This window comes from Sulfitobacter sediminivivens (assembly GCF_042611115.2).
Classification (GTDB): Bacteria; Pseudomonadota; Alphaproteobacteria; order Rhodobacterales; family Rhodobacteraceae; genus Sulfitobacter; species Sulfitobacter sediminivivens.
In genome coordinates this window covers 77,329-89,782 of sequence record NZ_JBHGAR020000013.1, presented here as the reverse complement: position 1 = coordinate 89,782, position 12,454 = coordinate 77,329, and the positions used below count along the sequence as shown (strand labels likewise).

Annotated in this window: 10 protein-coding genes and 2 riboswitches; of the genes, 2 read left to right on the top strand and 8 right to left on the bottom strand. The window is 56.8% G+C overall.

Going from position 1 to position 12,454, the window contains the following annotated elements:
* Positions 1-20: 20 nt before the first annotated feature.
* Genes gcvP through gcvT form a run of 3 tightly spaced genes read right to left on the bottom strand, consistent with a single transcriptional unit; the run spans position 21 to position 4,431 of the window.
* Positions 21-2,867: an aminomethyl-transferring glycine dehydrogenase gene (gene gcvP, locus ACEWL3_RS13995; protein WP_386183997.1), complete on the bottom strand. Its 2,847-nt coding sequence runs from the start codon at positions 2,865-2,867 to the stop codon at positions 21-23.
* Between the two features lie 58 nt (positions 2,868-2,925).
* A complete protein-coding gene (gene gcvH / locus ACEWL3_RS13990) occupies positions 2,926-3,285 on the bottom strand; it encodes a glycine cleavage system protein GcvH (RefSeq protein ID WP_114879672.1) in 360 nt (119 codons plus the stop codon).
* A 21-nt stretch (positions 3,286-3,306) separates the two neighbouring features.
* Positions 3,307-4,431 carry a glycine cleavage system aminomethyltransferase GcvT gene (gene gcvT / locus ACEWL3_RS13985; protein ID WP_386183993.1) on the bottom strand — a complete coding sequence of 375 codons (1,125 nt, stop codon included), beginning with the start codon at positions 4,429-4,431 and terminating at the stop codon, positions 3,307-3,309.
* A 78-nt stretch (positions 4,432-4,509) separates the two neighbouring features.
* Positions 4,510-4,586, bottom strand: a riboswitch (glycine riboswitch).
* Positions 4,587-4,673, bottom strand: a riboswitch (glycine riboswitch).
* A gap of 99 nt (positions 4,674-4,772) precedes the next feature.
* Here gcvT and ACEWL3_RS13980 point away from each other — a divergent pair.
* The gene (locus tag ACEWL3_RS13980) at positions 4,773-5,363 is read left to right on the top strand and encodes a gamma-glutamylcyclotransferase family protein (protein WP_386184062.1); all 591 of its coding nucleotides are present in this window, start codon (positions 4,773-4,775) and stop codon (positions 5,361-5,363) included.
* Here ACEWL3_RS13980 and ACEWL3_RS13975 read toward each other — a convergent pair.
* The 5 genes from ACEWL3_RS13975 to ACEWL3_RS13955 all read right to left on the bottom strand — a co-directional run bounded on the left by ACEWL3_RS13975 (position 5,307) and on the right by ACEWL3_RS13955 (position 10,562).
* Positions 5,307-6,704: an MATE family efflux transporter gene (locus ACEWL3_RS13975; protein ID WP_386183991.1), complete on the bottom strand. Its 1,398-nt coding sequence runs from the start codon at positions 6,702-6,704 to the stop codon at positions 5,307-5,309. The two genes, ACEWL3_RS13980 and ACEWL3_RS13975, sit on opposite strands and share 57 nt — an antisense overlap.
* Positions 6,705-6,755: 51 nt before the next feature.
* On the bottom strand, positions 6,756-8,093 hold the full coding sequence (gene gltX / locus ACEWL3_RS13970) for a glutamate--tRNA ligase (protein ID WP_386183989.1): 1,338 nt from the start codon (positions 8,091-8,093) through the stop codon (positions 6,756-6,758).
* A gap of 49 nt (positions 8,094-8,142) precedes the next feature.
* Positions 8,143-8,544, bottom strand: coding sequence for a DUF1801 domain-containing protein (locus ACEWL3_RS13965; RefSeq protein ID WP_386183987.1), 402 nt, complete (start codon positions 8,542-8,544; stop codon positions 8,143-8,145).
* Between the two features lie 69 nt (positions 8,545-8,613).
* Positions 8,614-9,141 (bottom strand): ankyrin repeat domain-containing protein, encoded by a 528-nt coding sequence (locus tag ACEWL3_RS13960; protein ID WP_386183985.1) that lies wholly within the window; start codon positions 9,139-9,141, stop codon positions 8,614-8,616.
* A gap of 32 nt (positions 9,142-9,173) precedes the next feature.
* Positions 9,174-10,562 (bottom strand): MORN repeat-containing protein, encoded by a 1,389-nt coding sequence (locus tag ACEWL3_RS13955; RefSeq protein WP_386183983.1) that lies wholly within the window; start codon positions 10,560-10,562, stop codon positions 9,174-9,176.
* Positions 10,563-10,753: 191 nt separating this feature from the next.
* Here ACEWL3_RS13955 and ACEWL3_RS13950 point away from each other — a divergent pair, with 191 nt between their 5' ends.
* Positions 10,754-12,412: an NAD+ synthase gene (locus ACEWL3_RS13950; protein ID WP_386184061.1), complete on the top strand. Its 1,659-nt coding sequence runs from the start codon at positions 10,754-10,756 to the stop codon at positions 12,410-12,412.
* Positions 12,413-12,454 lie beyond the last annotated feature (42 nt).

Genomic DNA, 12,454 nt, shown 5'->3' with positions numbered 1-12,454 from the left:
CGCGCCCTATTTTTCCCGCTTTACTCTGCCGCTTCTGCATAATCCTCTAGCGGAGGACAGGTGCAGATCAGGTTCCGATCCCCGTGCACGTTGTCGACACGGTTGACCGGAGGCCAATATTTGTCGACGCGGAATGCACCGGGAGGGAAACACCCCTGTTCGCGCGTATAGGGTCGGTCCCCCCATTCCAGCACCAGATCTTCAACGGTGTGAGGCGCGTTTTTAAGTGGGTTGTTTTCGCGCGGCATATCGCCTTTCTCAATTGCTGTGATTTCGTCCCGGATCGCCAGCATTGCATCACAGAAACGATCCAGCTCGGCCTTGTTCTCCGATTCCGTCGGCTCCACCATCAACGTCCCTGCCACTGGCCAGGACATTGTTGGCGCGTGAAAACCAGCATCAATCAGTCGCTTTGCAATGTCGTCTACCGTCACGCCCGCACTACCTTCAAAAGGGCGCACATCCAGAATACATTCATGCGCAACCCGTCCCGTTGGTCCTTTGTATAGGACATCAAAGGCACCCTCTAACCGTTTGGCGATATAGTTGGCATTCAGAATGGCAACGCGCGTGGCCTGCGTCAGGCCCTCGCCACCCATCATCAGACAATAGGCCCAGGAAATCGGCAGCAAGGAAGGTGAGCCAAACGGTGCCGCTGACACCGCCGCACCACCTTCATTCGGGTGGCCGGGCAGATGCGCAATCAGATGCGACTTGACACCAATAGGCCCCATACCGGGTCCACCGCCGCCATGCGGTATGCAGAACGTCTTGTGCAGGTTCAGGTGACTGACATCACCACCCAGATCGCCAGGCCGGCTCAGCCCTACCATCGCATTCATGTTCGCCCCGTCGATATAGACCTGGCCGCCATGTTGATGCGTGATCTTGGTGACTTCGGTCACGGTTTCCTCAAACACACCATGTGTCGATGGATAGGTGATCATGCACCCTGCAAGGTTATCGGAGTGCTGTTCGGCCTTTGCGCGGAAATCATCCAGATCAATATCACCGTTTGCTGCGGATTTGATCACGACGACCTTCCATCCGACCATCTGTGCGCTGGCCGGGTTGGTCCCATGTGCAGACACTGGGATCAGGCAAACATCGCGATGCCCTTGACCCTCTGCACGGTGATAGCCTGCGATTGTGAGCAGCCCGGCATATTCGCCCTGCGCGCCCGAGTTTGGCTGCATGGATATAGCATCATAACCGGTTACATCACACAGCTTTGAGGACAGATCATCGATCAACTCCTTATAACCAAGCGCCTGATCCGCTGGAACAAACGGGTGCATCTGCGAAAACTCACGCCAACTGACCGGCATCATTTCTGCTGCAGAATTCAACTTCATCGTGCAAGATCCAAGCGGGATCATCGCACGGTCCAACGCAAGATCGCGGTCCGCCAGACGGCGCATATAGCGCATCATTTCCGTCTCGGCCCGGTTCATGTGAAAGATTGGATGGGTCAGATACTCGGACGTCCGCAACATACCGTCCGGCACCCGGTAGTCGGGGGTAAAATCATCATCAGCCTGTCTAATCCCGAAGGCGCGCCAGACCGCTTCGATGGTCGCTGGACGCGACCGTTCGTCCATGGTGATGCCCACACGGGTTTCGCCCACGCGGCGCAAGTTGATGCCCTCGTCCACCGCTGATTTCATGACCGCGGCCTGTAACGGGCCAACGTCCACAGTGATGGTGTCAAAGAACGCCTGCGGGTCCACTTTGAACCCTGCCGCCTCCAATCCCTTCGCCAGACGCACCGTCTTGCGATGAATACGTTGCGCAATCGCTTTCAGGCCCTCGGGCCCGTGAAAAACCGCATACATCGACGCCATCACCGCCAGCAATGCCTGTGCGGTACAAACGTTCGATGTGGCCTTTTCACGACGGATATGTTGCTCGCGGGTTTGCAGCGACAGCCTGTAGGCGCGGTTGCCGTGAGCATCGATTGACACACCGACAATCCGCCCTGGCATCGCGCGTTTCATGGTATCCTTGCAGGCCATATAGGCTGCATGTGGCCCGCCATACCCTTCGGGTACGCCAAACCGCTGCGTGGAGCCAACCGCAATATCCGCCCCCATCTCGCCCGGCTCTTTCAACAAGGTCAGCGAAAGGGGGTCGGCAGAAATGATACCAATCGCATTGGCTTCATGCAGTGCCGCGATGTGCTTGGTAAAGTCGCGCACATGGCCATAGGTGCCGGGATACTGAAAGACTGCGCCGAACACGGCACTCGCATCCATTTTGTCAGGATCGCCCACAACCACGTCAATCCCCAAAGGGGCAGCCCTTGTTTTCATCACCGCAATGTTTTGTGGATGGCAATCGCGGTCGATGAAGAACGCTGTTGCTTTTGACTTTGCCACACGCTGGGCCATCGTCATCGCCTCGGCACAGGCCGTGGCCTCATCAAGCAGGGACGCATTGGCAATCTCAAGCCCGGTCAGATCGCTGACCATGGTTTGAAAGTTAAGCAATGCCTCAAGCCTGCCTTGCGAAATCTCAGGCTGATAAGGGGTATAAGCCGTGTACCACGCAGGGTTCTCAAGAATATTCCGCTGGATCGCCGGCGGTGTCACAGTGCCATGATAGCCCTGCCCGATCAGGCTGGTCAGCACCTTATTCTTACCCGCCGTGATGCGCATATGCTCAAGCACTTCGCGCTCTGACATCGCCTTGCCAAAATCCAGCGGTTCTTTCGTCCGGATCGCAGCTGGCAAGGTGTCATCAATCAATGCCGCCAGCGATTTCGCCCCGACCGTCTTGAGCATGTCGGACATTTCCGCAGGGGACGGCCCGATATGACGGCGATTGGCAAAATCATACGGCAAATAGTCTGTAGGCTTGAAGGTCATCGTGACACCCCTGCTTCATTGTTCCAAAAATACACAATTCCGGCCTAGGCCGCACACGTCACCCGATGAATTTCTGGTAACCCGCTTCATCCATGAATTCGTCCATCTGTGACGCATCGCTTGGCTTCATCTTAAAGAACCAGGCCTCGCCCTGCGCGTCATCATTCACCATGCTCGGCGTGTCGGTCAGTGCGCCGTTCACTTCCGTGATTTCACCATCAATGGGTGCAAGGATATCTGACGCCGCCTTTACGGATTCAATCACCACAACTTCATCATCCTTGCTGATGGTGGTGCCAACATCGGGCAGTTCCACAAACACAACATCGCCCAGTTGTTCGGCCGCATGGATCGTAATGCCCACAACGACTTCGTCACCTTCAACGCGCAGCCATTCATGTTCTTCGGTAAATTTCATCTCGGTCTTCCCTGTGGTTGATTATCTTTTAAAGTTTGCAGCAACAAACGGCAGCTTGGCAACGGTCAATGGCATGCGTTTGCCCCGAACCTCACCCCAAAGCGCGGTGCCAATCTTGCTTTGTTCCGTCGCGACATAGCCCATGGCGATCGGCCCACCCGTTGTGGGACCAAAGCCGCCAGAGGTTACAGTGCCAACGGCCTGTCCACCTTCGGCGGCATCGAAAATCTCGACGCCTTCACGCATCGGTGCACGGCCTTCGGGTTGCAGACCCACGCGCTTGCGGCTCACGCCATTCTCAAATGCAGCCAAAACGGCATCCGCGCCGGGAAATCCGCCGGCACGGTCGCCGCCCGCCCGGCGCACTTTTTGAATGGCCCAATTCAGACCCGCTTCAACGGGATTTGTCCCTGCATCAATATCATGCCCATAAAGACATAGCCCCGCCTCAAGCCGCAGGGAATCCCGCGCACCAAGGCCAATCGCTTCAACCCCATCAAGGGCAAGCAGCGCCCGCGTCAATGCCACGGCCTCGTCTGCAGGCACAGAAATTTCATAACCGTCTTCGCCAGTATATCCGGACCGCGAGGCCCAGACATCACTGCCGTTCAGCGATAAATTTCGCACATCCATAAAGGTCATATCTGCTGCTGCCGCATCCATGCTGGCCACCGCCACCTCTGCCCCCGGCCCCTGCACCGCAATCAAGGCGCGGTCGGTAAGGGGTGTCACCAGTATCTCAGGCTCCAGCGCTGCTTTCATCCGCGCAATATCAACGTCTTTGCACGCTGCATTCACCACCACAAACAGATCATCACCGCGCCGCGCGAACATCAGATCATCCTCGATCCCGCCCGCATCATTGGTGAACAACCCATAACGCTGCCGACCATCCTCAAGGCCCAGCACATCCATCGGCACAAGGCTTTCGAAACTGCGCGCGACATGTTCCCAGCTTTCACCGGACAAGATCACCTGCCCCATATGGCTGACATCAAACAATCCCGCCGCCTCGCGGGTCTGCTGGTGTTCTTTCATCACGCCCATGGGATATTGAACGGGCATATCATAGCCCGCAAACGGGACCATCTTGGCACCCAATTCGACATGAAGATCATAAAGCGGCGTGCGTTTCATCTGGGTCATCTCGCGTCCTTGTCCTTATCTGAACCGGAAGCCTCAATTGACCAAACCGGCATCACAGCGCCGCGAAGTGCAGCACCCGATGCCCCCTCTGTCCTTTCGCCTGAGATCGTTATCCCTTCGGCGGATGCCTCTCGGCACCACTCTCCAGAGTGTCCTTGTCCATCACGGTCCTTGCAGCCTGAGAGTTTCCGGGGCGGTTGCTCCTTCGGCATCAGCGTCGCTGATTCTCCCGTGGTAGATGACCATTCGTATGCCGCCGCATACATCTGCGTCAAGCGTGCTTGTGCATGGGCCGCAACAATGATTTCCTTAGAGTGACTACAATCGAAATGGCACGCGCAATGACCCCTTACTTTTTTGGCTATGGCAGCCTGGTGAACATCCAGACCCATGATTATCCAGATGCGCAGCCTGCGACGCTCGGCGGCTGGCGACGCGCATGGGTGCGCACGGCGGCGCGCGACGTGGTGTTCCTGACCGTTGTTCCAGATCCATCATCAACCATTGATGGGGTGATCGCCGCTGTGCCGGACGGCGATTGGGTGGCATTAGACGCCCGCGAATACGGCTATGCGCGACACAGTTCCAGCGGCGCAGTCGCGCACGATCTCAACCCGGCCCCCGATATCGCACATTACGTCATTCCGCCCAGTGCGATGGGTGCGGTTGGCAATCACATCATCCTGCTCAGTTATCTTGACGTGGTTGTTCAGGGCTTCTTGCACCTGTACGGAACACCCGGCGTCGAGCGGTTCTTTGACACCACCGATGGCTGGAATACGCCAGTGCTGGATGACCGGGCGGCACCCGTCTACAGCCGGCATCGCAGCTTGAGCAAGGGCGAAACCGACTTGGTCGATCATCATCTCAACAGGCTATCGGCGCGCGTGGAACAGCGCCATCAAACGACCCTCGCGGCCAAAAATATCTGAACCTTCAAGCTGTGCCGCGCCACCCCGTGTGATACAGCGCACTGCCAGTATCCAGGCGATAACACCAAACAAAACCCCTGCCAACGATTGGCCGATCAGCACACCCTGAGCGTCAAACAACACCGAGCCGAGCCAAACCAATGGGATGAGCGCCAATGCATTGCGACCCCAATTGGTAAGGGTCGACAAGAATGGCTGGCCCATATTGTTGAACGCCGCATTGGCAACGAACAAAACACCCGGAAAAAAGAACATCAAAGACAACGGTCCGCAGAACAGATACATCAGATCCCGGGTCACTCCGCTGGCTTCAAACAGATCTGCCAGAGGCCCGCGAAAAGCAAAGAGCAGCGTTGAAACGGTACCGATTACCAAGGCCACAAACAGAACCGATGCATTGAACCCGCGCCGCACGCGGTCCATGTTTCCCGCCCCAAAATTCTGGCCGATGATTGGCCCGACGGCCCCCGAAAGCGCAAATACGACACCAAAAGCCACTGGCGTCATGCGCCCGACAATTGCCATGCCAGCGACCGCTTCCTCACCGTAATCGGCCATCACACGGGTGACATAGGCTTGACCAACAGGTGTGGCAATCTGGGCCAGAATTGCTGGAAACGCGATTGCCATAATCGGCGACAGATCACGCACCATGCCGGTCAACCTCGGACGCGCAATGCCGCCATAGATGCGGATGATTGGCAGCATGGCCATAATGGCAATCGCCACACGCGCGGCAAAAGACGCCATCGCGGCCCCGGTGAGTTCCAGATCAAGACCAAAGATCAGGATCGGGTCCAGCACCGCATTCACAATACCGCCCACAATCGTTGCCATCATCGCACGTCGCGCGTCGCCATATGCCCTAAGGACAGCAGCCCCCATCATACCAAGGATCAGGAAAGGCACAGACGGGACAACAATGCGCAGAAAATGCACGCTGAGCATGGCCGTCTCGCCAACCGCCCCCAAAAGGGCGACCAGTGGCACGATAAAAATCCAGACCATCAATGAAAATGCACTGCCAAAAACGAGACCATAGGTCAGCGCATGGGTGGTCCGTTCGCGCGCAAGTGCCTCGTCTCCAGCGCCCAAAGCGCGCGCAACCAACGCCCCCGCCGCGATGCTCAGGCCAATTCCAAATGAGGTGGTGAAAAACAGGATTGCGCCCGCATATCCCACCGCCGCCGCCAATTCCGCTTTGCCCAGCATCGAGATGAAAATCAGGTCGACAAAATCGACGATGAAAACTGCCATCAATCCGATGGACGCCGTCAGCGACATCACGGCCACATGCCTGAACAGGTTGCCCGTCAGAAACTTGGCGCTCCCCTCAGCCATGACGCTCCGGCTTATACCTCAGGATCGGACGCAGATGCCCTGGCACCGCGTTTACCTGCGCGCTTTTACAGTTTGCAGCAAAGGCATCACCGCAGCCATTTCTGGGCCATGTTCCTGACCTGTCAGCGCCAGACGCAAGGGCCGGAACAAGCCGCGGCCCTTGCGCCCCGTTGCCTCTTTAACGGCTGTCGTCCACGCCCCCCAGGTGCTGCCATCAAATGGCATATCGGGCAGCATCTTCATGGCATCGGCAATGAACTCTTCATCGCCGTCCTCGATCACCGGATCGGCACCATCACGAAACATTGCCCACCAGACCTTCAGATCATTCAAGGTTTCAATATTTTCGTGTGTGACCGCCCAGAATTGCGCCGCTTTGTCAGCAGGCACGCCCAGATCGGCAATCGTGTCTGCCACTGCATCCAATGGCAACGCCTGCAAATACCGACCGGTCAATGGAAACAGGTCCTGCACATCAAATTTGGTCGGCGCAGAGCCAAAGTGGTTGATATCAAACCCTTCTATCAACTCTGCCATATTTGTGCGCAGCTCAACCGGGTCACTGGACCCCAGTCGCGCCATCAGGCTGAGCAGGGCAAATGGCTGTATTCCTTGCGCCCGCAGATCACGCAACGCCAACGTGCCGAGACGCTTTGACAGCGCCTCGCCCTTCGGCCCGGTCAGCAGCGAATGATGCGCGAATTTTGGCAAAGCGCCTGCGCCCAGCGCCTGCATGATCTGAATTTGTGTAGCTGTATTGGTCACGTGATCCGACCCGCGCACGACATGGGTCACACCCATTTCGGTATCGTCGACAACGGACGCCAGCGTGTACAGAATCTGACCGTCGCCCCGGATCAACACAGGGTCGGATACCGATGCTGCATCAATTGAGATGTCGCCGAGAATACCGTCATCCCATTCAATGCGCTGCTGGTCGAGCTTGAACCGCCAAACGCCTGCACCCCGCTCGGCGCGCAGCTTGTCCTTTTCCGCATCAGACAGTGCAAGTGCCGCGCGATCATACACCGGCGGCTTACCCATATTGAGCTGTTTCTTGCGCTTCAGGTCAAGCTCGACCGGTGTTTCAAACGCCTCGTAAAAGCGCCCCTTTTCGCGCAGCTCTTCTGCCGCGGCATGGTATTGATCCAACCGCTCTGACTGGCGCTCAACCCGGTCCCAATGCAGGCCCAGCCATGTCAGGTCTTCCTTGATACCATCAACGTATTCTTCTTTGGAACGCTCAGGGTCGGTGTCGTCAATGCGCAGAATGAATGTACCGCCGGCCTTGCGCGCGATCATGTAATTCATCAGCGCCGTGCGCAGGTTGCCAACGTGGATATACCCGGTGGGGGACGGGGCAAAACGGGTGATCGTAGGGTTAGACATTTGAGGTTCTCCTGTTGGCCGATGGCTTGTCACAGGGGCGCACAATTGTCTAGGTCGCGTGAACTGGCCAATGGCTGGCCAGATCCCTCAGCCCTGCGCGGATCAGTTCGGCCAGCACGTCCATATCCGCATCTTCCAGTTTGTTCAGATAGAGGCATGATTTGCCTTTGGTATGCTTGCCAAGCCGCGCCAATATTGCGTCAAAATCTGCATATCCCGGCATGATGTAGATCGACAGCTTCGCCTTGCGCGGCGCAAACCCGGTGGCAAGCCAGGACCCCGTGCGGCCGGACGTGTAGGTGTAATCATAGCGGCCATAGCCCAGCATACCGCCCTTGTAGAGAACCGGAGCCCAGCCTGTAATTTCGCGAAACATCGCATCAAGCTGCGCAGCCTCGCGGTGTCTGCGGATCGGTTCAACATTGGCCAGAAAATCTTTTACATCCGACATGTTAATACCCCCGGCGCGGTTTTCGCTCAATCAACAGCGATGCGGCATGATCATTTTAGCGCCGCAAGATCAGTCGTTGAAAGGATAGCGGCCAGCCGCGTATTTGTCGATAAAATCGGCCGACGCGTGATGGCCAAGCGCACGGGCTTCTTCCGCCGGTGTCGCATAGTCGTCGATCCGGGTCCGGCGCGAAACATCTGCACCCGCATCAATCAACATCTTCATCGCGGGACGATCATCCCGCATCGCGGCCATATGCAGTGGCGTCCAGTCATTTATCCCATGTGCATTGCAATCTGCGCCCGCTTTGATCAGGACCGCCATCATATCATAGCGATCACTCTTTTCGCGCTCGATGCAAGAATGCAACGGGGTATAGCCTTCGGCATCCCTAAAAATCAATGTGACGCCCTTGCCAATCATCCATTCCACGGCAGCGAAACACCCAAGGTCAATCGCATTGGTGATCCAATGTCGTTGCACGAACGCATCTTTGCCCTGAGGAAAGTCATCAACGATAACAGCGGCTGTTTCCAGTGCGTCAAGTTGACCCTGCGCAAGCATCGCAACAATTTCGTCGTAGTCTGTTTTGATCATGTTTTCGCAGTTCAGGGCCGAACCTCAGGCCCTCATCCGCCTTCGTTCAACGCGCCGTTTTCCCACGTACCTGTGGCTTCTTCGCCCGTTGCATAACGCATTGTCCCCGCCCCTTGACGTTTGCCAGCCTTGAATGTGCCCTCATAGACATCGCCATTGGCATAGGTCGCTTTGCCCTGGCCCTCGATCTCGCCGCGCGTCCATTCGCCTTCGTAGACGAACCCGCTGGCCATGTTCAGCTTGCCCTGACCCTGCCGCTGACCGTTCTCGAACGCGCCTTCATACACCGTTCCATCAGGATAGGTCACTTTGCCCGCCCCATGACGCTGACCGTCTTTCCAGCCACCTTCATAGCGATACCCGTCCGCATAGGTCATCACACCGGTGCCGTCATTGCGGGCGTTCTTGAACTCGCCGTCATAAATTACACCATTGGCATAGGTCGCAATCCCCTTGCCATCGATGACACCAGAGGCCCATTCGCCCTCATAGGTGGACCCGTCGACATAGGTGATTTTGCCCATACCATCCGCCAGATCATCACGGAATGAACCGACATAGACGGACCCGTCTGGATAGGTCACGGTGCCTGTGCCCTCGATCTGGCCCGCCACCCATGATCCGACATAGACATACCCATCGACCCCGGTGAATGTGCCCTGCCCATCGCGGCGATCATCCTTGAATTCGCCCTGGTAAATGTCACCGTTGGCATAGGTCACCTTGCCCGTGCCTGACCGGCGTCCCCCAACCAGGTCACCTTGATAGACATCACCATTTGGTTGGGTCAGCGTACCAGAACCATCAATCTGGCCATCTTTCCACAAACCAACATAAACCAACCCATCGGGCATGGTCAGCGTGCCGGTGCCGCTGCGTTTGCCCGCGACAATCTCACCTTCATAAACGGCACCGTCAGGATAGGTGATCGTGCCGATCCCCTGTTTGACGCCATCAACCCAGTCGCCTTTGTATTCATAGCCTCCGGGGCTTTGCATCACGCCTTTGCCATGGTGTTTGGCATTGCGAAACGCACCCTCATAGCGCACGCCATTGGCATAAAGCGCGACACCATTGCCCAGGATCGCACCGCTCTGCCAGTCGCCTTCATAAGTGCCACCATCGGCAAAGGTTATCTTGCCAAAACCATCTGGTTTCCCTTTGGCAAAGTTACCTTCATAGACGGATCCATTGGGGAACCTTGCTATGCCTTCGCCCTTGATCTCGCCCTCTTCCCAATTGCCGGAATACTCATATCCATTGGGCAGCTTGTAGGTTCCCTGCCCATGTTGCAGACCTCCCCGGAACGTCCCCTCATAGATCCCGCCATCATCGTATTCCTTGGACAATACCGCTCCGTCCTGGGCCAGAACGGGCAATGGCAGAAGTGAAATGCAAAGGATCAACAGACGAAGTGACATGAACGGCCCTGCTCTGGTTGCGCGAGAATCGCTGTGCTCAAGAACTGCCACGCCCCCGCAGCATTTCGTTATTAACCTAAGCAAAGGAGGCAATGGGGGCAATCGTTTTTGGTGTGACCGACCCGCACATGGGCTTTCCCTTGCCGCGTGATCTGCTACATCGGGGCGCAACACATTCACGAGGTCGCATCATGGCAGAGCGTTTCCGCATCACTTTGGGCCAACTGAACCCCACCGTCGGCGATTTGGCTGGCAATGCCGCCCTTGCCTATGACGCATGGGAAAAAGGCAAGGCAGCGGGCGCAGATCTGGTCGCTTTGCCTGAGATGTTTATCACCGGTTACAACGCCCAGGATCTGGTGATGAAACGCGCGTTTCAATTGGATGTGATGACACATATTGACGCATTGGCGGTCAAATGCGCTGACGGCCCGGCGCTGGCCATCGGCGCGCTGTGGGTCGAAGGGACCGAACTTTATAATGCCTATCTGATCCTCAAAAATGGCAAAATCGCTAGCCGCTCCCTTAAACATAACCTGCCCAATGAAACCGTGTTTGATGAGGTGCGGATATTTGATGCCGGGCCTTTGGGAGGCCCCTATTCGGTTGGCAATACCCGCGTCGGCTCCCCCATCTGCGAAGACGCATGGCACCCCGATGTGGCCGAAACGCTCGCCGAAACCGGGGCGGAATTCCTGCTCGTTCCGAACGGGTCGCCCTATTACCGCGACAAGATGGAAACCAGGCAGAACATAATGGTCGCACGGGTGGTCGAAACCGGTTTGCCACTGATTTATCTCAACATGATTGGGGGGCAGGATGATCAGGTCTTTGACGGCGCGTCGTTTGCGCTGAACCCCGGCGGCGCATTGGCAGTGCAAATGCCCGCGTTTGAGGCGTGCGTCGCACATGTTGATCTGGAACGCGGTGCCGATGGCTGGCGCGTACTGCCACAAGAATTGACCCCGTTGCCTGATGCTTGGGAGCAAGATTACCGCGTCATGGTGATCGGCCTGCGCGACTACTTGCGTAAGACCGGTTTCAAGAAGGTGCTTCTGGGCCTGTCGGGTGGCATCGATTCGGCAATTGTCGCGACGATTGCGGTCGATGCGCTGGGGCCTGAAAACGTGCGCTGCGTAATGCTGCCCTCTGAATACACCTCCCAATCTTCGCTGGATGACGCAGAGGCAGTGGCAAAGGCGCTCGGCTGCAGATACGACTATGTGCCGATCAAAGAGGCTCGGGGCGCGATAACAAATACGCTTGCGGACCTGTTTGAGGGCACCGAACCGGGGCTGACCGAAGAGAACATTCAATCGCGCCTGCGCGGTCTGCTGCTGATGGCCCTTTCCAACAAATTTGGCGAAATGCTGCTGACGACTGGTAATAAATCCGAAGTCGCAGTGGGATATGCCACGATCTATGGCGATATGGCGGGCGGCTATAACCCGATCAAAGACATGTATAAAACCCGCATTTTTGAGACATGCCGCTGGCGCAACGCGCACCACCGCGATTGGATGATGGGGCCTGCGGGCGAAATGATCCCAGATACCATCATCACCAAACCACCGACCGCTGAACTGCGCGAGGACCAAAAAGACAGCGACAGCTTGCCTGACTATCCCGAGCTGGATGCCATTTTGGACATTCTGGTTGATCAGGACGGCTCAATTGCCGATTGTGTCGCGGCAGGTTTTGACCGCGACACCGCGAAAAAGGTCGAACACCTGATCTACATCAGCGAATACAAGCGTTTTCAATCCGCCCCCGGCCCTCGCCTGACCAAAGGCGCATTCTGGCTCGATCGGCGCTATCCCATCGTCAACCGCTGGCGCGATCCGTCTTGAGCAGGGGCGCAAGATTTCTCATCAGGCGGCGCGTATTTGCGA